The organism is Psychrobacter sp. Ps1 (genome assembly GCF_022129425.1).
In the GTDB taxonomy this organism is placed as follows: domain Bacteria; phylum Pseudomonadota; class Gammaproteobacteria; order Pseudomonadales; family Moraxellaceae; genus Psychrobacter.
The window spans coordinates 1-25,188 of sequence record NZ_JADQAN010000015.1 but is presented as its reverse complement, the minus strand read 5'-3'; the positions used below and the strand labels follow the sequence as shown (position 1 = coordinate 25,188).

The window sequence follows — 25,188 nt, the reverse complement described above, 5'->3', positions numbered from 1 at the left end:
AAGTCATATGTAAATTTATCGCCATGTCACGAATGGTTTACCATCAGAGAATAAATGACTGTATTCATTTAAAGACAACAAGCGAGAACTTTGATTCTTTAAAGTAATAGAGGTCACACCCGTATTGACCAAGCTTTTATTCAGCTGATAAGCAGTCTGACTACCTTGTCGCAATAACTGTGCAGTGATTGCAGCGATAACGCCGCCTGAAGTGAATACGAGCACGGTACTGTCCTGATCTAAGCTCATATTTGCTACTTTTGTACGCACTTGTTCAAGCGCTTGCTGTGCACGATCATTAAACTGTGGCCAACTTTCAATATAATCTTGGTCATTGTCACCAGCATGCCAGCGCTGCATCGCTTGATCAAATAGCTCAGCCAGTCGTGTCGCTGGCGATTCTGCTTTGGCGATTTCAGCTGAGATGTCAGATCGATTACCAGATGCCTCTGCTGACTTAACAAACACGTCTTTATGATTAAACTCATCAAACTGCGGCAGAATATAACTATCAGGCTGATCAAAGTTGATTGCGGGCGCAACAGCTATGCCATTGCTATTATTAACATGTACAGACGATTGGTAACGCTCCCAAAAATGACGTGCTGAGTCTTGCTGCCGAACCAACCTACCGGTAAATATGGCATCAATACGGCGCTGTGTGGCTGCATAGTGCTGACCTAACATTTGGGCTTGGACAGTACCTAGCTCTGAGAGTTGATCATAGTTTTCTTGTCCAAAAGACGCTTGGCCATGACGTGCTAAAAGTATGGTTGTCATAAATTATTACCTTTTATCATATTTGCTAAAGTACGGTTTGCTGAATGCTTACGCTTCAGGAGAGTCAGGTGCTTTTGCAAAATAACCTTTTGGTAAAATACTTTTGACCACTTTTTGAACAGGGCTTGGTAACTGCTCGATAGCAGCAGCATCTACGCCTATGTCTTCTAAATGCGGCTGAACATGCGCATTGAATAAGGCTTCGCCTTCATATTGCGCAATTAGTTTCAAACATTTAGCATGCATGACATGTATAACGAGCCAAGCATTTTTGAATGCTGGATTGGTGGTTTGCTTATGATAATAACGATAGTAGATTTGCTGAATAATGCCTGAGAGGCGGAACAATCCGAACACTTCATAAAAGGTCCAGTTATCTATCTCTAAACCTGACTGTTTTAGATAATATTCAACCACTTCATCACGTGTCATCATGCCTTCTAAATGTGTTGGCTGACGACGGAATTGCTGCATGATGATATTGTCATCTTCTTCAATCCAGTAAGCTAACGCACTACCCAAGTCCATTAATGGATCGCCAAGGGTTGCCATCTCCCAATCGAGCACGCCAATAACTTTGGTCGGCTCTTCTGCATCAAGTATGACATTGTCAAAGCGCCAATCATTATGAATGATACAAGTTTTGCTATCAGCAGGCGTGTGCTTAGCAAGCCATTGTCTAACCAGTGCAAAGCTCGGTACGTTAGGTGTCTTTGCTTTGACATAACGTTTATCCCAACCACTGATCTGGCGTTCGCAATAACCTTCACCGCGGCCCAAATTGACCAAATCAGGATGCTCGGTATAGTCTATCTGATGCAGCTCTACCAAAGCGTCTAATACATTGGTGCAAAGCAGACGCGTTTGCTCAGGATTTAGATCGATACCTTCTGGTAATTCTGCACGAGGAATAATACCTTCCATCCGCTCCATCACATAAAAGTCAGCGCCGATAACAGCTTCATCCGTACATAGCGCAATCATCTCAGGTACATAAGGATAAGCATCTTTTAATGCTTTTTGAACGGTGTACTCACGCACCATATCATGGGCAGATTTTGCCTTGGTACCTTTTGGTGGACGACGTAATATGAGGTCTTGGTTTTTATCTTCACCCTCATACTGTAGTCGATACGTCCAGTTTGATGCGCCGCCTGAGAACTGAGTGACCGTAGGCTCGCCTACCACGTCGACGCCTTGACCGCGAAGCCATGCGCTTACTGCTTTGGCATCAAGCTCTTCACCTTCGCGTACGGCACCGCCTTTGTCTAGTACTTTATTATCAGTTGCCATGAGACATTCCTTATCATGTGGTCATTTATTTTTATAACAGATATGCGAGCCAGTTCTCAATTCAATTTATCTCATTCTTCTCGCTATTTTTGAAATGAGGACTCGCTTTAGTGATGAAAAATTCACTACTAAGTTGTTAATAGTGAATTCTTAATTAGCATTTTGATTGGCTTATTCTTGATAGTTGCGTGAGCAAATCAAAACTAACTCACACAACCGTTTGTTAGAATCAAACTTAAGACTAAGCTTTGTCAGATTTAGCAGAACGACTAAAGCCCTGACGTTTTAGTTCTAGTTTGGCAATCATGGTTTTATGTACTTCATCTGGACCATCTGCCAAACGTAGTACACGTGCTTGCGCGTAGAAATTCGGTAGCAAGGTATCTTGACACACGCCCATACCACCATGAATCTGAATCGCCATATCGACTACTTCTTGCAATACAGTTGGCGCCACTACTTTGATAGCAGAGATTTCAGTCAATGCTGCTTTGGTGCCTTGAGCATCCATTTTTTGGGCGGCGTACAATGTGAGCAAGCGTGCTTGGTCGATTTTGATACGAGCCTCGCTGATACGCTCAAAGTTACCACCCAATTGTAGTAATGGCTTACCAAAGGCAGTACGTGACATGCCACGCTTGACTGCTAATTCAAGAGATTTTTCGGCAGCACCGATACAGCGCATGCAATGATGGATACGGCCTGGCCCTAGACGACCCTGTGCAATCTCAAAGCCTTTACCAGGTCCACCAATAAAGTGGCTGACTGGCACACGCACATTCTCGAAGCTAATTTCACCATGGCCGTGCGGTGCATCATAATCACCAAACACTTTAAGCATACGTTTAATATTTACACCCGGAGTGTTGACTGGTACAAGCACCATCGAATGCTGATGATGACGGTCTGCACTTTCATCCGCGGTATATGCCATCACAATCAAGACATCAACCGCTGGATCGCCAAGACCAGATGACCACCACTTACTACCATTGATGACAATCTCATCACCATCTACTACTGCTGTTGCTTGCATATTGGTTGCATCACTTGACGCCACATCAGGCTCAGTCATACAAAACACAGAGCGTGTCTTACCTTCTAGGATTGGGGTAAGCCACTTGTCTTGCTGCTCTTGAGTACCATAACGCCATAACAGCTCCATGTTACCGCTGTCAGGTGCATTACAGTTAAATACATGAGGTGCTAGCAAACTACGACCAGTCAATTCTGCAATAGGCGCATAATCAGTGACTGACAGTCCTGCACCTAATGTGTCATCTGGCAAGAATAAATTCCACAAGCCCTCTTCACGTGCTTGCTTGCGCAGATTTTCGTAGGCTTCTGGCCACTCCCAGTTTTTCCAATTACCATCAGGGTTTTTCTTATGACACTCTTCCCAGAATTGGGCTTCGATAGGCTCAATATTCGTTTCGATGAACGATTTGACTTTGGCATGCATGGCTTGACCATGTTCTGTTGCGGTAAACATTAAATTGTCGTTAGACATAAATGACTTCCTTTTCTTTATTGATTGTCTAAATCAAATGTTGATAAAAAGCTCTACTAGAGCTTTAGTGTACGCACGTATACTGTTTTCCGTGTGCTACATTTATAACACAGCAATTGTCAATAAACAGCAAAAAGGCGCGACCAGCTAGGCCACGCCTTTTACAAAATATAAACAATGTATCCAAAAACTTCTGAGCGCTGAAATACCATTATTTAACTATCATAATGATAACTAACATTATTTCAGAATATTTAAGCGACTATTCAAATCAAAACGTGCAAGTGCATCAGGTAATTTATCTACAGCCATGCTCAGTGTCGCTTCTGCTGCTTGAGCCAATCCTAGCTTTTCTGCTAACGTCGGCTTCTGACGTGAATAAAGTGCGTACACTTCGTTGTCTTCCATACGCTCTAAAATATAGCTGTCTGAAGTTTGTAGACTGTCAATTAAGTTAAGCTTTAACGCATCTTCGCCATACCAATGCTCACCCGTAGCTACTTTGGCAACATCGAGTTCTGGACGATATGTATTAACAAAATGCTTGAATAGCTCATGCGTCTGCTCTAGTTCTTCTTGGTATTTGGCACGGTCTTCGGCATCATTTTCACCAAATACAGTCACCGTACGCTTGTAATCACCTGCGGTAAACATCTCATAATCTACATCATGGTTTTTTAGCCATTTATGGAAATTTGGCAATTGTGAGACCACGCCAATTGAGCCAATGATAGCGAATGGTGCTGCTATTACCTTGTCTGCAACACAAGCCATCATATAACCACCGCTCGCTGCGACTTTATCAACACAAACAGTCAGTTTTAAACCAGCATCCTTTAGGCGAACCAATTGCGCTGCGGCCAAACCATAACCGTGTACCAGACCGCCGCCTGATTCAAGACGGACGATAACTTCGTCACCTTTATTTGCGGTACTAATTAAAGTACTGATTTCTTCACGCAAATGTTTGACCGCAGTTGCTTTGATATCACCATCAAAATCGAGCACAAAAACTTGTGCTTTATCATCAGTATGTTTTTTCTTATTTTTAGTTTTTGCTTTCAATGCTTGCTTAGCTTTTTTGGCCATGACTTTTTTGAACTGTTTGAGGGCAGCTTTGCCTTGGGTGGCTTCCATCAAATCTTCACGGCGCTGCTTTTGAGCATCATTTAAGTGGCGTATTTTAAGCTCGACAGGGTTTTTAGGGGGATGAAATAGCATGGTTACAAATCCTCAAGTCAGTAAATATATTGATATGGCTGTTTTTATTAGCGTGCGGTTGATATGTGCACACTAAGCGGTGTTTTCAAGCATGATGACAATATTTAACCCAATATAAATAACGCAGAATAAATACCTCAGATACTTACAGACTCCCGTTCTTTGATTGAACTCAGCCGGTTGTATAACAAAGGCAGATTAGGCATAATATGCGTTTATATCAAATTTTCTGCAGCCAACGTGATGACCATATGTCTTAATCGCGTTGTTTGTGTGTTTTTTTTGCAAATAGCTTGAAACGCACAACAATGGCTGCATTATTGTACTTCGAATTGGGCTGATAACTGGATAACCATATTATGACGCAAAGCACTATGACGCATAGCGAATACCGAGACGAGTATTGCGGAGCCGTAACCGAGAGCTTGCTTGAGCAAACCATTAGTATCGTAGGCTGGGTACATCGTCGTCGCGATCACGGTGGCGTGATTTTCTTAGACATGCGTGACCGCGCTGGTATCTTACAGGTCGTGGTCGACCCTGATACCCCAGAAGCTTTCGCAGCAGCTGATGCTGTACGTCCTGAATACGTGCTAAAGATAACTGGCCGCGTACGTCGTCGTTATGAAGGTACTGAAAATAATAATATGACCAGTGGCCAAATTGAGCTATTGGGCAAAGAAATTGAAGTACTGGCTAAATCTGAAACACCGCCATTCCCATTGAATGACGAAAAAACGACTGTATCTGAAGACCTGCGTCTAAAGTATCGTTATCTTGATATGCGTCGTCCGCAAATGCAAGAGCGTATGGTATTCCGTGCCAAGGCAACGTCAGCGATTCGTCGTTATTTAGACGATCATGGTTTCTTGGATGTTGAGACACCTATCTTGACTCGTGCAACGCCTGAAGGTGCGCGTGATTATCTTGTACCATCACGTACTCGTCCAGGTAACTTCTTTGCCCTGCCGCAGTCACCACAGCTATTTAAGCAACTATTGATGGTGTCAGGTTTTGACCGTTATTATCAAATTGCTAAATGCTTCCGTGATGAAGATTTACGTGCCGATCGTCAGCCTGAATTTACTCAAGTGGATATCGAGACGTCTTTCTTGAACGAAGAAGAAATCATGAACATCAACGAAGGCCTTATCAAGCATTTGTTTAAGACAATGATGGACGTTGAGTTTGAACAGTTCCCACGCATGACTTACGCAGAAGCAATGCGTGACTATGCATCAGACAAGCCTGACTTACGTATTCCTCTAAAGTTGGTTGACGTTGCAGATTTGATGAAAGATGTCGACTTTAAGGTATTTGCCGGTCCTGCTAGCGATCCTAAAGGTCGTGTGGCTGCCCTACGTATCCCTGGTGGCGCATCATTAAGCCGTAAGCAAATCGATGCTTATACCAAGTTTGTTGGTATTTACGGCGCACGCGGTTTGGCTTATATCAAAGTCAATGACGCTAGCAGCATCAACAACGGTGTGGATAAAGAGTCAGGCCTACAGTCTCCAATCATCAAAAATATGACTGATGACGTGCTTGTGAGCTTGATCGAGCGTACTGCTGCAGAAGATGGCGACATTATCTTCTTTGGTGCGGATAAAGCCAGTGTCGTGAATGATGCGATTGGTGCATTACGTCAAAAAATCGGTCTAGATCTTGAAATGACGACTTGTGAATGGGCCCCACTTTGGGTAACTGACTTCCCAATGTTTGAAGAGACTGACGATGGTCGCTGGACGTCGATGCATCATCCGTTCACTAAGCCTAAAGGCTCAGTTGAAGAGTTGAAAAATAACCCAGAGTCTGCCCTTTCTATCGCTTATGACATGGTATTGAACGGTACTGAGATTGGTGGTGGTAGCTTACGTATCAATACTTACGATATGCAGCAAGCTGTACTTGAAGCCTTGGGTATCGGTGAGCAAGAAGCTGAAGACAAATTTGGTTTCTTACTTGATGCCCTAAAATTCGGTGCACCACCGCATGGCGGCCTAGCATTTGGTTTGGATCGTTTGATTATGTTGATGGTAGGCGCAAGCTCTATCCGTGACGTTATCGCCTTCCCAAAAACCAAAACGGCTGATTGCCCACTGACCCAAGCACCTGCTGGCGTTGATAGCAAACAACTACGTGAGCTTGGTATCCGTGTGCGTGAAAAAGCACAGGCTGATACCAGCAAGCCTGCTGAATAAATCGTTTGATGATGCGCGGTTGCTGTCTACAGTGCTTGTTACGTGATTCATTACCATGTGAGTGGTCATGAATCCGTATCATATTTTCAAAGTCGTGCCATTGTCTGTACTGCAGATGCTGGCACGTTTTGCCGCTTGGGTTATCATTAAGATACCCAGTCTAAGTATCATGCGTACCATTCAGATCAATATGGCGCTGATTACTTATACACTGTCTGAGCAGCAAAAGCGTGCATTGACCAAAGACATTATTTATCATCAATGTCTGACCAGTATTGAATCTATAAAAAGCTGGGCGATGCCACCTGAGTGGAGTATCGCTCAGATTCGTGATGTCCATAATAAAGACATTCTTTTAGAAGGTCTTGCCAATCCAAATGGCATGCTTGCTATCGTACCGCATCTCGGCACTTGGGAGATGATGAATGCTTGGCTCAACCAGTTTGGTGCGCCAACTATTATGTATAAGCCAGTTGACGGCAAATTCGCTAATGAGTTTATCCTTCAAGGTCGAGCCCGACTCAACGCGACTTTAGTCCCTACTGATGGTAGCGGCGTTAAAGCCGTGTTTAAGACGCTCAAGCAAGGTGGTTTTAGTATTGTATTGCCAGATCACGTTCCAGAGCCATCAGGCGGTGTTGTTGTTCCGTTCTTTGGTATCAAAACATTGACCAGTACCCTTGCCTCAAAATTGGCGAGCAAGACCAAATGTGCGCTGGTTGGCTTATCTTGTATTCGCCGTACCGATGGACGCGGTTTTGATATTTACTGCTACAAACTCAACGATCCATCCTTGTATGACCGTAATGCTGAAGTGGCAACTCATGCTCTCAATCAGGCCATGGAGCGTATGATTACAGACAACTACAGTCATTATATGTGGGGCTATCGACGTTTTAAGCGTATTCCAAACTTAGGCAATCCTTACCGAAAAGATAAAGAGACTTTAGCAGCCTTTATTCAATCTCACCATTCTAACGTTTCTAGTCGCTCTGATAGTAATATCAACGATAGCGTTCGAAATAACAACGTTAAAATCGACAACGTTAAAATCGACAACGTTAAAAGCAACAACGTTAAAATCGATAGTACTGTTAAAAGCGATAACACTAAGCTCGACAATCATTAGTCATCACCAACCTAACGTTGCCTATTTATACATACCATCAGTTTAGACGTACCATCAGTCACAGCTATGCTAATATTGGCTGAACTCTATATTTTTTTATTTTTATTAGTCCTTCATTTATCTGACTATTATCTCAATACGAGTGCATTATGACATCTGACGTAACTAAGACCTCATCTATAGGCCCTAAGCAAACCAGTACAAATGCTGCTGAACAGCGTTATATCATCTGTATGAAATGGGGCGACAAATATGGTCCTGAATATGTCAATCGTCTCTACAACATGGTTAGTCGACATCTAACCTTGGATTTTAAAATGGTTTGCTTGACCGATGACAGCACAGGTATTGACCCTACGATTGCCTGCTATCCGATACCTGACATGGATTTACCAGCAGGTCCTGAACGTGGTTGGAAAAAACTGACTACCTTTAAGCCTGAGCTGTATGATTTAAAAGGTGTGGCGCTATTTTTAGATATCGATATCGTCATTGTCGATAATATCGATGCGTTTTTCACTTACCAAGCAGAACATGAAGACAGCGTCGTCATCATTCGCGACTGGAAAAAACCTTGGCGCATGATTGGCAACAGCTCTGTCTATCGCTTTAATATTGGCATGAATACCTATCCTGATTTGCTGTCCAATTTTGAGCGAAACTTTGAAACCATTCGCACCCAAGTACGTCACGAGCAGGCCTATCTCTCTAACTATTTGCGTGAGCATCATCACCTAGAGTATTGGGATAAAACATGGTGTGTCAGCTTTAAGTATCAATGTATTGCGCCGATTCCTTTTAACTTTGTACGCACACCTACTCTGCCGGATGATGCAAAAATCGTTATCTTCCATGGTGAGATTAACCCGCCCGATGCAATTGCTGGTAGTGGCGGTAAATGGTATCGACATGTGAAGCCAAGCCCATGGTTGAAGGAGCATTGGCAATGAGTTAAAATAAGAAACTATGCCAATAGATGCTGCAGGTTAAGTCATAACTTCTTGAAAACAATCAACCACCTATAACATTGGACTCTTCATGAATATCACCGTAGTAGGTACAGGTTATGTCGGATTATCTAACGCTATGTTGCTTGCACAACATAACGAGGTCATAGCTGTTGATATTGTTCCTGAAAGAGCTGACCTGCTTAACCTCAAGCAATCACCTCTTGAAGATAAAGATATTGAAGACTTCTTAGCCAATAAAAGCATTAACTTTAATGCAACTTTAGAGGCAAAAGTAGCATATAAACATGCTGATATCATAATTATTGCTACTCCAACCGATTATGACCCTGAGACAAATTTTTTTAACACCAAAAGTGTTGAATCAGTTATCGATGAGGTGCTCGCAGTCAATAAAAATGCATTAATCGTTATTAAATCTACGGTTCCTGTTGGATTCACCGAAAATCTAAAAGATCGTCTATCTACAAAAAACATTATATTTTCACCTGAATTTTTGAGAGAGGGTCAAGCTCTACATGATAACCTCTACCCTTCTCGAATTATTATCGGTGGTCAGCTAGAAAAAGCTAAGCAATTTGCTACGCTATTGCTTGAAGGTGCTATTAAAAAAGATGTTCCTATTCTTTATACTGAATCAACTGAGGCGGAAGCTATTAAGCTGTTTTCAAATACCTATCTCGCAATGCGTGTGGCTTACTTTAACGAACTCGATACTTATGCTCAAACTTACGGACTTGATACCAGACAAATTATTGAAGGTGTAGGGCTAGACCCACGTATTGGTAGTCATTACAACAACCCCTCATTTGGTTATGGTGGCTACTGCCTACCAAAAGATACCAAGCAGTTATTGGCCAATTACGATGAAGTTCCAAGCAATCTAATTAAAGCTATTGTTGACTCTAATAAGACTCGTAAAGACTTTATAGCCAATACTATAATTTCTAAAAACCCTAAGATCGTCGGTGTACATAGATTGACAATGAAAAGTGGCTCAGATAATTTTAGAGCTTCATCTATTCAAGGTGTGATGAAGCGAATCAAGGCCAAGGGAATTGAGGTAGTTGTATATGAGCCCGCTTTACAAGAAGATCTATTTTACAACTCAAGAGTCATTCGGGATCTAGAAGAATTTAAGTCTATCAGTGATATCATTGTCGCTAACCGTAGGGCAGATGAGCTAAATGACGTGGCTGATAAAGTATTTACCAGAGATTTATTTGGTAACGATCAATAGTTTTATTAAAAAGTAGACTGGAACTATAATTATACTTAATGCTTTTATATATACTAAACAATATATTTTATTGCCAAACTGTGAATAAAAGTCTATCTTATGAAACCTCCAAAGTATGTTGAAATTAAAGCCTTTAATAATTCATATTCTATTGTCAGATTTACACAGAAAAAAGATTTAGTTAGCTATAAGAATTTGTCTGTCAATATAATAGCCTCTGGTCCTTCAATAAGTAATATGAATTATGACAAGGATTTTCTAGATAGCCCTACTATTTTTGTTAATGGCAGTATTAGGCTACTCGAAAATTTTAACTTTGCTAAAATAATTGGCTATGTGATTAGTGATGATAGATTCATTAAACATAATGCTAAAATCATAGAGAATATATATTCTGGTCAACCCTTGTTCATCACTAAGCCAGTTCTACATGCGCTTGCAGAGAGCTTACCTGAACTCATAGAAAAATATCACGACTCTATTAACATCATCTACCCTGTAGATAGACCGTTACTTGTTAATAATAAATCTATCTTTTTAAAGTCTCTACCTATACTGAATAAAGTAGCTAAGAAAAAACTTTCTTTGGATAAGTTTAAAGACCATCTAGACTTTGTAATCGACTCTACAAGCTACCCTAAACCTATTGGCGTTTCTTTAAATATAGAAAATGGCTTCGTTGAAGCTGGTACGGTAGCTTTTGTCGCCGCCCAATTGGCTTATACTTTGGGAGCCAAACACATTAACTTATACGGCATCGACTTAATTAATAGCAGCCAGCCTAGATTTTATGAAAGTAAAGATGATGCTGCCCCTTGTAAACTTGATAAGGCCATCACCGATCGTATAGTACCCTCATTTGACTTGATGGGTAAAGTGTATAATCAGCATGGGGTTAAAGTTACTAATAAATCTCCTGTATCTAAGGGTTTATTTAGAAACATATAGAACTTTCAAATAAACAAAAGGAGTGATGGCTCAATGAAAGAGTTATCTGGATGGAAAAGAAAAGCAGTTCTACTATTTGCTAGTGAAAAAAAGTTGGGTGCCAGTGAAGCTCTATCGAGTTACTCCAATAAATCCTATGCAGATATGAAAACCAAAACCCTAACAGAAAACGAAGTTGAATGGGTAGAAAATGCTCACAAACCGCGTTTAAAAAACCTATCTGATCATCTTAATAAGGTCAAAGCAGAGTTTATTAATCAGCCAGAAATCTGTTTTTATCATGCCACATTAATTATTCTTTTACGCCGTGGATACAAACTGCAAGAAACTTTTAAAGAGTTTGAAAGGCTATGGCAGGCTGAGTCTGATTTTTTATTGAATAGTCTATCTTTACGCTGGATAGTATCTGCGTGCGATACTTTTGTCGATCATTCAACGGATCCTCTACGCTCTGCGATTTTGCTCAATGTGGCTACACTAGTAAATACACTTAAAGTATATGAAACGCAAACATACTTGTGCGGATTGAAAGACATAAAGACCACCCATCAGGAAAACATAAATGCTCTATATGCCGAGCATTTAACCTTATATAATGGGTTAACATACTTCCGCATTGGTGCTGATGATACATTGAAGAATATGCGTAATCGTTATGAGAAATTTAAAGATAAGGATTTATTAGCTACCACTATATTATTATATGTTTTTAATCAGCTACAAACAGAAAACACAGCATTTAGTTTAGTAAAAAGTCTGCATAAAGACGAAAAATCCAAATGGTGGCGTTAGTTAATTTCAAACAATACCTCTTATTAATTTACAACCAATATAATTTTGAAAACACTATGAACCCTCTTATACAGAATAATGTTGATACAAATATTGATGAAAACAAAAGCTTTGTCGTGTGCTGCTATTTCACAGCAAGTTACAAAGAACACGCGATGCGACTAAAAGAATCTTTAGTTCTATTTGGTCTTAACTATCATTTGAGCCAAGTTGAAGATGCTGGATATTGGGAAGCAAACACACGTATAAAGCCTTACTTTATATTAGAATACTTAAAGCTTTATCCCAACATGAACATTGTGTATTTAGATGCAGATGCATTAGTTAAGGCACCTTTAGACTATTTTGATACAATTGAAACAGATATATCAGTTTATGTAGCTAAAGGTAAAAAAGGTATGTCACATGATTACCTCACAGGCACTCTCTTCTTTAAAAATACTGAAGCAACTTTAAAGTTTATAAATCAATGGATTGAAGAACAATCGGCTGGTAAAAGAACACAAGTAGATCAAGATAGTTTTGATGCAGCAATGATAAAATGTCAATCTAATCTAAGTGTGACCCCTCTACCGTCTGGTTATATTAAAATCTTTGATAGAGAGAATGATGGTCAAGTATTTATCGAGCAATATCAAGCCAGCCGCGGGCAAACTAAATTAAGACGTCAGAAAATTCGTCGTCGTAATAGAATAGCGGGTGTCATTCTTATCGCTACCATTGGTATTGCCCTATATTCTGTGATTTATTAGATTCTTGATAAGAAGCTTCTTTGCTTAGTCTTGCAAATTCTTGCACAGCAACTGATTACGTAACTTCATATCAACTAAATTTTAAAAGATATTATATGCATATTCTCATTACAGGCGGAGCAGGCTTTATCGGGTCCGCTCTTATACGCTACTTAATCAAGAATACTGACCATCAGATTTTAAATATTGATAAATTAACCTATGCAGGAAACTTAGAATCACTGGTCGAAGTTGAAAGCAATCCCAACTATACTTTTCAAAAAATAGATATATGTGATGCGGCAGCTATCGAGCAGTCCTTTAGTGAATTCCAGCCTGATCTAATCATGCATCTTGCTGCTGAGTCACATGTTGATCGCTCAATTGATGGCCCTTCTGAATTTATAAACACTAATATCGTTGGTACATATACGCTTCTAGAAGCTAGTCGGAAGTACTGGCAAAGCTTAGACCAGCATAAGAAATCTCAATTTAGATTTCATCACATATCTACTGATGAAGTGTATGGGGATTTAGAAGGTACTACTGATTTATTTACTGAGTTGACTCCTTACGCTCCAAGCTCTCCCTACTCTGCCTCAAAAGCCAGTTCAGATCACTTGGTTCGTGTTTGGTATCGAACCTATGGTCTGCCTATTGTTATCACTAACTGCTCTAACAACTATGGCCCTTACCACTTTCCAGAAAAACTGATACCTCTAGTTATCTTGAACGCATTAGATGGAAAAGCACTCCCTATCTATGGTAAAGGTAACCAAATACGTGACTGGCTTTATGTTGAAGATCATGCAAAAGCACTTTATAAAGTTGTGACTGAAGGAGCTATTGGCGAAACTTATAATATTGGTGGCCACAATGAAATGCAGAATATTGAAGTCGTAAAAACGATTTGCCACATCTTAGATGAGTTAAAGCCTCAATCGAACAATCAATCTTATGAAGAATTAATTACTTTTGTTGAAGATCGTCCTGGGCATGATTTACGTTATGCTATTGATGCCTCCAAGATTAAGAATGATTTGGGTTGGACTCCAGTAGAAAGCTTTGAAAGTGGTATTCGTAAAACAGTTGAGTGGTATTTAAACAATTTAGATTGGTGTCGCCGTGTTCAAGATGGCAGCTATCAACGCGAAAGACTGGGAGTAAAAACTTAATGGCTACTAAAGGAATTATCTTAGCAGGTGGTTCAGGCACTCGACTCTATCCAATCACTCAAGGTGTCTCAAAACAGCTTTTGCCAATCTATGATAAACCGATGATCTATTATCCACTATCTGTCTTAATGCTAGCAGGCATTCGAGAGATACTGGTTATCAGTACACCCGAGGATATCGATGGGTTTAAGCGCTTGTTAGGAGACGGTAGCCAGTTAGGCATTGAAATTACATACAAAGTGCAGCCGAGCCCAGATGGGTTAGCACAAGCATTTATTATTGGTGAAGATTTTATCGGCGACAGTAACGTGTGTTTAGTACTGGGAGATAATATTTTTTATGGACCCGGTCTAACTCCCTTATTACGAAATGCGGTGAATCAGAAGTCTGGGGCTACTGTATTTGGCTACCAGGTGAAAGATCCTGAACGTTTTGGAGTGGTCGAGTTTGATGACAATAAAAGAGCAATTTCAATAGAAGAAAAGCCTACCAACCCTAAGTCGAACTTCGCAGTGACTGGCCTATACTTTTATGACAATGATGTTATAGAGTTTGCTAAACAGGTAAAACCCTCAGATAGAGGTGAGCTTGAAATCACCACTATTAATCAAATGTATATGCGGCGTGGAGATCTAAAGGTTGAACTGCTAAGACGTGGCTTTGCTTGGTTAGACACAGGCACTCATGAAAGTTTAATTGAGGCTGGGATGTTCGTGCAAACCATTGAAAAGCGTCAAGGGTTCAAGATTGCTTGCTTAGAAGAAATTGCTTATCACAATGGCTGGCTAAAAAAAGAAGACTTAGAAAGAATTGGCAAGGCACTTAGCAAAAACAGCTATGGTCAATATTTATTAGACCTGGTGACACAATAATGAGTCATAAGATATTACATATAGGCTCAGCTGAAAAGTTTATGCCAAGTTTCATAGAGCTGGTAAAAGAGAACTTCGATTTTAATTGCCATGAGTTCTATTTGTCTAAAGGTATGGCTGAAAAAGACTTACCTCAATCAGATAACATACACTTACTTCCTAACAAAAAAAGACTGTCTAAGTTAAAGCATTATTCTCAGATTTTAATAAAGATGCATCAAGCCGACAAAGTAATACTGCATAGTCTGGTTGATATTAGCATCGTGAAACTACTGTTTTTATCTCCATGGCTACTAAAAAAGTGTTACTGGGTGATATGGGGAAATGACTTATACACTTACAAGTTTGGCAAGCGCAATCGAAGATGGCGTGTCAGAGAAATATATAGGCGGTCTGTCATTAAAAATATGGGCTATCTCGTTACCTATATGCAAGGTGATATTGACTTAGCTAGAAAGTGGTATGGCGCTAAAGGCGAGTACAAAGAGTGCTTAATGTATACCAGCAACATATACAAATCAGTTGAAATTAAAAAGTCAGCCAATAGCCAGGTTAGCATTCAACTGGGAAACTCCGCTAATAGTACAAACAATCATATAGAGATAATTGAAAAACTAGCCCGATTTGAAGACAATGATTTTCGAGTATACACACCACTCTCCTATAGCGACCAAAATCATGCCAAAAAAGTTATTAAAATAGGAAATGAGTTGCTCGGCGATAAGTTTTATCCAATGACAGACTTCATGCCATTTGATGATTACCTAAAGTTTCAAGGTTCTGTCGATATTGGGATTTTTAATAACAGTAGACAGCAGGCATTAGGTAATATCATTACTTTACTAGGCCTGGGAAAAACAGTATATATGCGTGATGATACCAGCCAATGGAGATTATTTAAGGACAAAGGCTTAAAAATCTACAATATTCAAGATTTCAATAATATAAACTACCGTCACCATGAAAACAATGTTTTATTAGTTAAACAGTATTTTTCCAAAGAGACTTTAATTCAACAACTTACGGAACTTTTCTAAGATGGCTTATTTAAACTCTGAGCAATTAAGAGAGATGGGATTTAAGTCTCTTGGTAAAAATGTAAAAATTAGCGATAAAGCTAGTATTTATAATGCCGATCAAATTGAAATCGGTGATAACTCAAGAATTGATGACTTTTGTATCATATCTGGACATATCCAAATTGGTTCATACTGCCATATCACCCCTATGTGCTTACTAGCAGGTGGCATAAAAGGAATTCAACTTGAGGACTTTTGTACGCTTGCATATGGTGTTAAAGTTTTTTCACAGTCTGACGACTATAGCGGAGAGACAATGGTAAACTCTCTCATTCCAAAAAAATATAAGAATGAGAAAATGGAGAAGGTAACTCTTAAACGTCAAGTAATTGTGGGTGCTGGTAGTATTATTATGCCTGGTGTCACTATTGCTGAAGGCTGCTCAATTGGTGCTATGACGCTGGTCACTAAAAGCACTGAAGCATGGGGTATATACGTAGGAAACCCTGCTAGAAGAGTTAAAGATAGAAAGCAGGACTTACTACTATTAGAAAAGACATTTTTAGAAGAAGAAAGTATTAATGATTCCATTTAATAAACCCCCATATACTGGTAATGAAGACCAGTACGTTTTACAAGCCATGCGCAGTGAGAAAATGTCTGGTGATGGGGACTTTACTAAGCGCTGTCACTCTTGGTTTGAAAAAGAACTTTCTTGTAAAAAAGCGCTACTTACCCCTTCTTGCACAGCTGCATTAGAAATGGCTGCCCTCTTGATAGACATCCAGCCAGGTGATGAAGTGATTATGCCTAGCTACACCTTTGTTAGCACGGCAAATGCTTTTGTCTTACGTGGAGCGAAAGTGGTTTTTGTTGATGTCCGTCCTGATACGATGAATATCGATGAATCTAAAATAGAATCAGCCATCACTTCTAGAACCAAGGCTATTGTTCCTGTTCACTATGCAGGTGTTGCTTGTGAGATGGACACTATTATGGAACTAGCAAACCGCCATAATATCTATGTTATAGAAGATGCTGCCCAAGGCATGATGAGTACTTATAAAGGTCAGGCTTTAGGAACTATTGGACATATAGGCACTTATAGTTTTCATGAGACTAAGAACTATACAAGCGGTGGCGAAGGTGGCTTATTAATTATTAATGATGATCAGTTTAAAGAAAGAGCCGAGATAATTAGAGAAAAAGGCACCAACCGAAGTCAGTTTTTTAGAGGTATGGTAGATAAGTACTCGTGGGTTGATATTGGCAGTAGTTATCTGCCCAGTGATATTCAAGCCGCCTATCTTTGGGGACAGCTTGAAAAAGCTAATGAGATAAACAATAATCGTCTAGACTCCTGGTCTTATTACTTCGAAAACCTTAAGATGCTTGAGTCTAAAGGTAAAATTGAACTAGCTACTATACCAAGCGGCTGTCAACATAATGCTCATATGTTTTATATTAAAGTATGTGACATGCAGACGCGCTCTGACTTAATAAGTCATTTAAAGGACTGCGGCATACTTGCTGTCTTTCACTACATACCTTTGCATACGTCAGTAGCTGGAGAAAAAAGTGGTAGGCTGCATGGAGAAGATACTTATACAACCAGTCACAGTGAAAGACTACTTAGATTACCAATTTATTATGGTATGACTCGTAATGAGCAGAAAAACGTTATACAAGCGATTCTTGATTTCTACTCTTAAATAACTATCTTTTTTTGCACTAATCTGAAATTAAAAACCCGCTCTATTTATTAAAAAAGCGGGTTTTTATATAGAATTATTTATACTCTATCTCTTAAAAATCTTTGATAACAACCCACTCTTCAATGGACGCGTTATCTTATTACCCTTATAACGCTTATGTGACTTCTTAGGTATTACACCAAACGGCTCTACACGATAGTTTTCTAAACTATAACCTGCATCTATAGCTTCTTGATAATAGGCATCAAATAAGTCGCTAAGTTCTTGTCTTGGATGAGGCATGATTTTTCCGTCAAACCAATGCTTCGCTCCCTCTTTTTCTAACCGTGGTATCGAATATTTGTGACTGAACTGCGTACCCATATCAGAATAATGAAGGATTTTTATATCTTTAATCTCTAAATCCTCACCATCGATACAGTTATAACTATCTATATAAGGAGTGATTAGCTCTGGATGCTCTTTAAACTGTTTCATCAGCTTGTTATGCCCTTCTGGATCAGCTTTTAACTGACTGACAGGCGTTAAAACCTTCTGAGATTTTTGGCAATCCCATACGCAAGTACAAAGACGGGCAATGGCATCCTTTGTTTTAGCCGCGACTACACCCTCACCTTGGATAGGGTGATTCCACAGTTCTTTTAAGTCGCTAAGCACAACCATATCGGCATCCATATAGATTGCACGGCCTTTAAAATCACAATACTCAGGGATTGCCCAGCGGAACCCCGAAAAAGGCGTTGCCCATTTTCGAGTATCCCATCCCTCGCCCTTTTCTGGGTTCGAATACCAAAAGCTGTCAGGATCACGAGAAAGCTGCATCCATACGATTTCAACCGCCATACTCGTGTGCTTTTTTATACTGTGATCTAGCACCATCATCTGCTCTAGATCACTATTGTTAGGATCGCAGCCAACAAACACTTTTACAATTTCATTACTCATAGGTTCTCCAGCCATATGTGGATGTTGTACAGTTTATCAGTACCAATAATTTTTTATTCTTTCCAGTTCTCTTTAACCCAACCTACTGGCAATATAAAGTGACGTAAATGACGTATTGGATGCTTAAGGTTTTTAGAGTCTTTTAGCTGTCTTAAATGGTCAGCAGCATTATCAGCAGATTTAGAGGTATATTGTCCATTGATAGCATTTGTCGGATACAAACCACCTGGGAAAATAACTATTCTGGCACCTTTAGGGATTTTAGGTGGGATAAAATAGTTTAGAGGGAAAGGTTGGCGACATTTACGTCTAAAATGAGCGACCCACTTTTTTGGAAATATCTTTACACCCCCCGGCACATTACGAGTCACAAAGCGTTGTTCAAAACGATATTTATCAGCAATACCTTGCGGATCTGCCTTAAATTTCTCTTGTAAAGAAACCATTGAACCCACTTGAAATCTAAAGCATGAGGTCTGTCCAAGTTTCTCTAAAGGATTACTTGGATTGTATGACAAGATAACGTCATCTGGCACACCATACTCAAAGAATGGATCAAGACTATCGACTATCACCACATCCAAATCTAAGAACAAAACAACACCTGTGACATCACCTAGCTTCTCACCCCACAAACGAGACTTGGGCCACTTGCCTAACGTATTAGTGGGCATAGTCACATCTAATAGCGGTAATTCCTGACATTCAACTTCAGGTCTGACATCGGTAGGGTCATCTGTAAAGCAGATAAAACGAAACGGTGGCGTAATATTTCGAGAAACCATGCCGTATAGCTTATTGGCATAATGAGCACCGTATTTTGTACCCCATTTAATACAAATAATTTGTTTGAGGTTTTTATTATCGGCTGTACTAGAATCTATTGGCATTGACTGCTCACTTTGATCGTATGAATAAATATGATGGCTATATTAGCACAAAAAAAAGACTGAACAATTATGTTCCGCCTTTTTGGTCTTTAAAGTAACTTTATTATCAGTCGATAAAACTTAACCAGTCCATATATTTCTCATTACGACCATGAACCACATCAAAGTATAAGGTCTGTAGTTTTTCAGTCAATGGACCGCGGCCACCATTACCGATGATGCGATCGTCATATTCACGAATAGGCGTCACTTCAGCAGCAGTACCTGTCATAAATATCTCGTCAGCTAAGTAAAACTCATCACGAGTGATACGGCGTTCGATGACATTGATACCTAGGTCAGCTGCGAACTGCAAGATAGTACGACGGGTGATACCGTCTAATGCACCACCTGATAGGTCTGGCGTATGTAGCTCACCATTTTTTACCAAAAATAAGTTCTCGCCCGCACCCTGACATACAAACCCTTGTGGATCCATTAAGATAGCTTCGTCATAGCCATTACGCGTCACTTCTTGGTTGGCCATGATAGATACAGGATAGTTACTAGAGGCTTTAGCCTTACACATAGTCACGTTTGGCATGTGATGCGTATAAGATGACGTTTTTACACGGATACCGTTTTTGATGCCTTCTTCACCAAGATAAGCACCCCAATGCCAAGCAGCAACCATTGCATTGATGCTATTATCACGTGAAGACAAGCCAAGTTTTTCTGCACCCACCCAGATGAGCGGACGAATATAAGCTTCTGCCAAGTTGTTTTGCTTGACCACATCCTTATGTGCTTGCTCTAAAGTGGCAGCATCAAAAGGTACGTCCATTTGGAAGATTTTGGCTGAGCCAAGTAGACGCTCGGTGTGTTCTTTTAAGCGGAAAATAGCAGTACGATTATCCGCTGTTTGATAAGCGCGTACGCCTTCAAACACAGCCATACCGTAATGCAAGCTATGTGTAAGCACATGAACTTTAGCATCTGGCTGTTCGATCATCGTGCCATTCATCCAAAGCTTACCATCTTGTGTTGCCATATTCATTTTATTGTCCTTATGCTAGCACTGACGTCTAACTTTTTTTAGGTAGGTTTTATTTAACAGTATTGATCAACATCGTATGATAACACCGTAGCGTCAATTTTTATTGCCTAAACAACAGCTTCATTATGACGAACGACTGACAGTGTTATGATGATGTGTGACCGATTATATCACTGGCCGTCTTGGCAAATGAAATCTTTTGGTTTGGCACTATATGGTTTTTAATTATATCGTTCCTAGCTACCAATTCTATCCATAGTTTTTGTTGATAGCTTTTATTCATAGTTTCTACTCACAGAAAAGCATTACAGTTTAAGCGTCTCTTGGACTATCGGCAAGGCCTTAATCATACAAGTTTCGATATTACTCGTCGTCTGTCTCTACGCCCATGAGATGCTGCCACTGTGACTGTACTAACGCTCGCGTCTCCTGCCACAATGACTCATCAACGAGCAAAGACTGCTCTGATAGTGCCAACTGATGCGTGGCAGCACGTATTCTTAGATAGGCATCGGTCAAATCCTGACAGACTTGGTCATTCCAAATACCAAGCAAAGCAACTTCTGCGAAGATTCTCACATTATCGCTCCATTTGGTCAAACTCGGATATTCATGCGAGTAGGCCAATACGGCAAACTGTGCTAAGAACTCAATGTCTACAATACCGCCTGCATCTTGCTTAAGATGAAATTTGCCCGCTTCCTGCTGCCATTGGCTCGTGCCTAGATGCTTTTGCATTTTGATACGCATGCTAGTAACTTCACTACGTACTTGATCCAGTGTCCGTGGCAACGACAAGACATCGCGGCGAATATCACAGAAGCGTGCAGTGACTCGTCTGTCTCCACAAATCGCACGAGCACGTACCAACGCTTGATGCTCCCATGACCATGCTTTATCCATTTGATAGGTTTCAAACGCATGACAAGACACTACCATCATGCCAGCATTTCCTGAAGGTCGTAGACGCATATCAATCTCATAGGCACGGCCATCACGTGTTTGAGTATTGAGATAATTCATCAGTTTTTGTACAAGACGCGCGGCAAACTTCATACCACTGACTGATTTTTCACCAGTGGTCATGCCTTGCTCTTTTATCTTGTGTAAGAATACCAAGTCCAAATCTGAAGAATACGATAGCTCTAAGCCACCAAGCTTGCCATAACCGATAATTGCAAAGCCGCAGTCCGCTTCAGTGACTGGGTCGCCATCTTGGCCAATAGGATACCCATAACGATTAACAATCTCTGCAAAAGCGCGCTCTAATGCTGCTTCTAGTACGACTTCAGCGATATAAGTCAATGAATCCGATACTTTCATAATCGGGCGTTCAGCCAATACATCACTAGCAGCAACCGCCAACACCTGATTCTTTTTGAACAGACGTAGGACGCTTAACAGCTCTTCCTCATCGTTAGGCTCGACGCGTAGCAACTGTTGGCGCAAGATATCACGCAGCTCACGTTTATCTGGCAGATGGCGATAACGCTGCTGCAAAAATGTGTCTAATAATACAGGATACTGAGCCAACTCTTTTGCGATCCACGGGCTGGCAGATAGCATTGGAATCAGCTCAATCGTTGCATTGGGGTTTTCAGCAATCATGACCAAGTAGATAGAACGGCGGCAAATCGCTTCAAGCAGTGAGATCAATCTTGGTAAAGCAGTATTGGCAAGTTGCTGCTGTTCTTGATGCGCTAACAACGCATGGACAATGACAGGATATGCGTCGTCTAAACGCTCTCTGGCCTCATCACTTAAGTTAGCCACCATTTTTGATTGCCAAAAGTTCTGTAGTAACTCGCGATTTTCTTCTGTCAGCACTTCTTTTAAACGGGCAATTTGCTCATCTAAATGCTCTGGTTCTAGGTCGGTGTCTTCGTTGTCAGGTACTTGGCGCTCAGTGACCATACGCTCAAACGGCACATTGACACTTTCGCGATGACGATTAAGCTGATCTAATAAGGCATGCCAGTTTTCAAAATTCAGCGTCACTGCTAGATTATGCTGCCATTGCTCATCGTGTGGTAAGCGCTGGGTCTGCTGATCATTAATCGCTTGAATAGCATGCTCAAGCCGGCGTAAGAACCGATACGCTGCCTGTAGCTGCTCATAAGTTGAGTGCTCCAGATAGCCAAGCTCACACAATACTTGCATCGCTTGCAAGCAAGGTTTGATTTGCAGCTGAGGATGCCGACCACCATAGATCAGCTGAAAGGCCTGTACGATAAACTCAATATCTCTAATGCCGCCCGCGCCAAGCTTGATATTATCCAAGTCTTCACGCTGTGCAACTTGGTTTTGAATAAGAGACTTCATCTCTCTCAATGCTGAAAACGCACTGTAGTCCACGTAATAACGAAAGACAAATGGCTTAATCAGGAATTGTATCTCTTCATAGAATGGCTGGTCTATTTGTCCGACCACGCGTGCTTTTAACCAAGCAAAACGCTCCCATGCACGCCCATGCATCGTAAAGTACTTTTGTAATGCTGAGAGATGGATGGCCAAATCACTTCCATCACCCCATGGACGTAAGCGCATATCTACTCGAAAGACAAAACCGTCAGCGGTCTTGTTATCAAGCAGTTTAATAATGCCTTGGCCCAATCTGGTCATAAAGCGTTTGTTATCTATGCTACGTGTGCCTTTTGCTTTATTGCCATTGGTCTCGCCGCGCGCTTGATGTATAAAGATTAGATCAATATCACTTGATAAATTCAGCTCTTGCGCACCAAGCTTACCCATGGCCATGATTGCCATATCATCAATCTGTACATTGCCTTGTTCATTGATAAAGGTCGGCTCGCCATATTTAGCAACCAAGTGCTGACAAGTATGATCTTTAGCAAAAGAGATACAGCCATCTGCAAACTCAGACAACTCATCGGTCAGCTGCTCCAGACTGATCGTTTGCAAGGCATCTTGCCAAATCCAGCGCATCATTAGTAGCGTGCGCAAGTGACGCAAACCACTCATGACCTTGGTTTCATCAGCAAGTTGATAGTTCTCATCTAGCGTATAATCTTGTATCAGATCATCGATTTGCTGACGGGTCAGCGTACTATTCAATGGATAGCTACGCAAAAACGTCTGACATGAGACGGTCCGACTCTCCCAAATCTGATAAGCAAATTCGCTCGCTGTCTGCAGGACTTGCAGTTGTTCTACGGTAGGCTGATAATCTGTACCATTGTTCACACGTGAGGGCATAGCAGGTAACATAGTGACAAAAACTCCTTACATAGAATGGTAAGACTACGTGAACCTAGCTCATAAGTTTATTGTTTTTTCTTACGAGGCAGTCACAGCATCAAATAATAATACTCAATGTGCCTACACTTGAGATAAAACCACGTTAAATAACAGTGACTCTACTTGGTTTGCGGCGCTTTATGTTAGCATAAACATCTTTGATAGAGACGACGCGCCGCTCTTTTATGACATAACGCTGTTTGATGTGACAGTATGATCCGCTGCATGTCTCATTATCAGTATAAATTCTGTTTTCTGTCACGCAAATTTGCACACAAGCACTATAATAATAACGACCAAATGACTTTATACAAAGTATTTATAGCAACTCGGCCATAATTTTTAAACTCTTATTTATAATATGTGATACCGCGCCTTATGACGACCACTACCCCGTTACTACTGATTACTGCTGACCCTAGTCACCCATTGGCACACTTGGCGTTACGCTATGCACGCACTTACCTGAATAGCGCAGCGAATAGTCATGATGTTGATAATACTGACACTAATAGCATAGGCAGCAGCGATAATGCTACCTCTGAACAACCCCTGCTCAACGTCTTCTTTTATGGCGACTCGGCGCACATAGCCAATCGATTGCGTTGGCAGTCAGCCGATCAATTAGACTTGACCAAAGAATGGCAGTCTTTGGCTGAGCAGTATAATTTACCTCTGCCTGTCTGTGTCAGTACAGCCCTTAGCCGCGGTGTGAGTGATGTAGACAACAGCTCACGCCATCAGCTTGACGGTGCCAATCTTGCGACAGGATTTACGTTAGTGGGACTCAGTGAGCTTGCGATGATGATGCAGGATAACTGTCGTTTGATACAGTTTTGATAGCGTGTCGTTTGATGGTTTGTCTATTGAGATCACTGGTAGCGGTAACTATTTTTAGGAATACATAATGAGATTATTAATTCAGCTGCACACGCCCACTGAAGCAGCAAGCTACGAAGGTTGTGCGCTTGCGCTAACTTTAGCGACATTTGGTCATGAGGTGCAATTGTTCTTAGATGCGCCTGTCTTTGGCTTATTGATGCAATCTGACTCGCGGCTACATGGCATGATTCAGTCACTTGAGCTTTACGATATGGCCGCAGCTTGGCTACCTGATGACGTCTTTAGTGGCTGGGTCACTGGTATGTTGCCGACTGATCTGGCATCACAGCTCACACTCGTGCCGGAGGTCATCAATTCGCAAGACTTTGAGCAGATACTTACCTTTTAAATCGCTATATTACTTATATTAACCCCACTCTCAACTTGAAATAAGCAAATCAAACTGAAGAGGCGGATTACCAAGTTTTTTGTTGAGTACAAAGCACAGATTGTGTGAAAGAATCTTACGAATCAATCGATGAGACAAATGCCATAAATCTCTTGCTCGTACCCTTTGTATATTAAATCGTTCTGATAGCTGACCAATGACTGTTTCAACGATACGGCGGGCTTTCATTAGCCG

22 protein-coding genes and 1 pseudogene are annotated in these 25,188 nt (G+C 40.8%); 14 read left to right on the top strand and 9 right to left on the bottom strand.

Annotated elements, in window-relative coordinates; all coding sequences use genetic code 11:
• Positions 1–15: 15 nt before the first annotated feature.
• The 4 genes from I3249_RS08985 to sohB form a co-directional block, all read right to left on the bottom strand.
• Positions 16–780 carry a histidine phosphatase family protein gene (locus I3249_RS08985; protein WP_238069621.1) on the bottom strand — a complete coding sequence of 255 codons (765 nt, stop codon included), beginning with the start codon at positions 778–780 and terminating at the stop codon, positions 16–18.
• 48 nt (positions 781–828) lie between these two features.
• Positions 829–2,073 carry a phosphotransferase family protein gene (locus I3249_RS08980; RefSeq protein WP_238069620.1) on the bottom strand — a complete coding sequence of 415 codons (1,245 nt, stop codon included), beginning with the start codon at positions 2,071–2,073 and terminating at the stop codon, positions 829–831.
• A gap of 241 nt (positions 2,074–2,314) precedes the next feature.
• Positions 2,315–3,565, bottom strand: coding sequence for an acyl-CoA dehydrogenase family protein (locus I3249_RS08975; protein WP_238069686.1), 1,251 nt, complete (start codon positions 3,563–3,565; stop codon positions 2,315–2,317).
• 258 nt (positions 3,566–3,823) lie between these two features.
• Positions 3,824–4,804 (bottom strand): protease SohB, encoded by a 981-nt coding sequence (gene sohB, locus I3249_RS08970; protein WP_160021877.1) that lies wholly within the window; start codon positions 4,802–4,804, stop codon positions 3,824–3,826.
• A 374-nt stretch (positions 4,805–5,178) separates the two neighbouring features.
• Between sohB and aspS the strand changes: the two genes are divergently transcribed.
• From aspS to rffA, 12 genes are all read left to right on the top strand, one after another.
• Entirely contained in the window at positions 5,179–7,005 is a 1,827-nt protein-coding gene (gene aspS / locus I3249_RS08965; RefSeq protein ID WP_238069685.1) for an aspartate--tRNA ligase, read from the top strand.
• Between the two features lie 67 nt (positions 7,006–7,072).
• Entirely contained in the window at positions 7,073–8,134 is a 1,062-nt protein-coding gene (locus tag I3249_RS08960; protein ID WP_238069619.1) for a lysophospholipid acyltransferase family protein, read from the top strand.
• Positions 8,135–8,283: 149 nt separating this feature from the next.
• Positions 8,284–9,084 (top strand): glycosyltransferase, encoded by an 801-nt coding sequence (locus tag I3249_RS08955; RefSeq protein WP_238069618.1) that lies wholly within the window; start codon positions 8,284–8,286, stop codon positions 9,082–9,084.
• Between the two features lie 88 nt (positions 9,085–9,172).
• Complete coding sequence (locus tag I3249_RS08950) at positions 9,173–10,342, top strand: nucleotide sugar dehydrogenase (RefSeq protein WP_173239634.1); 1,170 nt, start codon at positions 9,173–9,175, stop codon at positions 10,340–10,342.
• A gap of 99 nt (positions 10,343–10,441) precedes the next feature.
• Complete coding sequence (locus I3249_RS08945; protein WP_238069617.1) at positions 10,442–11,290, top strand: hypothetical protein; 849 nt, start codon at positions 10,442–10,444, stop codon at positions 11,288–11,290.
• 33 nt (positions 11,291–11,323) lie between these two features.
• The gene (locus tag I3249_RS08940; RefSeq protein ID WP_238069616.1) at positions 11,324–12,082 is read left to right on the top strand and encodes a hypothetical protein; all 759 of its coding nucleotides are present in this window, start codon (positions 11,324–11,326) and stop codon (positions 12,080–12,082) included.
• Between the two features lie 155 nt (positions 12,083–12,237).
• Positions 12,238–12,834: a putative nucleotide-diphospho-sugar transferase gene (locus I3249_RS08935; protein WP_238069615.1), complete on the top strand. Its 597-nt coding sequence runs from the start codon at positions 12,238–12,240 to the stop codon at positions 12,832–12,834.
• Positions 12,835–12,929: 95 nt separating this feature from the next.
• Entirely contained in the window at positions 12,930–13,988 is a 1,059-nt protein-coding gene (gene rfbB, locus I3249_RS08930; RefSeq protein ID WP_173239630.1) for a dTDP-glucose 4,6-dehydratase, read from the top strand.
• Positions 13,988–14,860 carry a glucose-1-phosphate thymidylyltransferase RfbA gene (rfbA, locus tag I3249_RS08925; RefSeq protein ID WP_238069613.1) on the top strand — a complete coding sequence of 291 codons (873 nt, stop codon included), beginning with the start codon at positions 13,988–13,990 and terminating at the stop codon, positions 14,858–14,860. The genes rfbB and rfbA overlap by 1 nt, the downstream gene beginning before the upstream one ends.
• Entirely contained in the window at positions 14,860–15,897 is a 1,038-nt protein-coding gene (locus tag I3249_RS08920; protein WP_238069611.1) for a TDP-N-acetylfucosamine:lipid II N-acetylfucosaminyltransferase, read from the top strand. Before rfbA ends, I3249_RS08920 begins: the two co-directional genes overlap by 1 nt.
• A 1-nt stretch (position 15,898) precedes the next feature.
• The gene (locus I3249_RS08915; protein WP_238069609.1) at positions 15,899–16,474 is read left to right on the top strand and encodes an acyltransferase; all 576 of its coding nucleotides are present in this window, start codon (positions 15,899–15,901) and stop codon (positions 16,472–16,474) included.
• Positions 16,461–17,591, top strand: coding sequence for a dTDP-4-amino-4,6-dideoxygalactose transaminase (gene rffA / locus I3249_RS08910; protein ID WP_238069607.1), 1,131 nt, complete (start codon positions 16,461–16,463; stop codon positions 17,589–17,591). Before I3249_RS08915 ends, rffA begins: the two co-directional genes overlap by 14 nt.
• A gap of 87 nt (positions 17,592–17,678) precedes the next feature.
• Here rffA and I3249_RS08905 read toward each other — a convergent pair whose 3' ends face one another.
• The 4 genes from I3249_RS08905 to glnE form a co-directional block, all read right to left on the bottom strand.
• A complete protein-coding gene (locus tag I3249_RS08905) occupies positions 17,679–18,539 on the bottom strand; it encodes a glycosyltransferase (protein WP_173239625.1) in 861 nt (286 codons plus the stop codon).
• 53 nt (positions 18,540–18,592) lie between these two features.
• Complete coding sequence (locus I3249_RS08900) at positions 18,593–19,429, bottom strand: glycosyl transferase (RefSeq protein WP_238069606.1); 837 nt, start codon at positions 19,427–19,429, stop codon at positions 18,593–18,595.
• Between the two features lie 106 nt (positions 19,430–19,535).
• A complete protein-coding gene (locus I3249_RS08895; RefSeq protein ID WP_238069605.1) occupies positions 19,536–20,465 on the bottom strand; it encodes a branched-chain amino acid transaminase in 930 nt (309 codons plus the stop codon).
• A gap of 363 nt (positions 20,466–20,828) precedes the next feature.
• The gene (gene glnE / locus I3249_RS08890; protein WP_238069604.1) at positions 20,829–23,693 is read right to left on the bottom strand and encodes a bifunctional [glutamate--ammonia ligase]-adenylyl-L-tyrosine phosphorylase/[glutamate--ammonia-ligase] adenylyltransferase; all 2,865 of its coding nucleotides are present in this window, start codon (positions 23,691–23,693) and stop codon (positions 20,829–20,831) included.
• A gap of 408 nt (positions 23,694–24,101) precedes the next feature.
• On the opposite strand from glnE, the gene tusD reads away from it, so the two are divergent.
• Both tusD and I3249_RS08880 read left to right on the top strand, forming a co-directional pair.
• Complete coding sequence (gene tusD, locus I3249_RS08885; protein ID WP_238069603.1) at positions 24,102–24,563, top strand: sulfurtransferase complex subunit TusD; 462 nt, start codon at positions 24,102–24,104, stop codon at positions 24,561–24,563.
• Between the two features lie 67 nt (positions 24,564–24,630).
• Complete coding sequence (locus I3249_RS08880; RefSeq protein WP_238069602.1) at positions 24,631–24,954, top strand: hypothetical protein; 324 nt, start codon at positions 24,631–24,633, stop codon at positions 24,952–24,954.
• A 30-nt stretch (positions 24,955–24,984) separates the two neighbouring features.
• Here I3249_RS08880 and I3249_RS08875 read toward each other — a convergent pair.
• Positions 24,985–25,188: pseudogene (locus I3249_RS08875) on the bottom strand (IS982 family transposase); the annotation flags it as partial.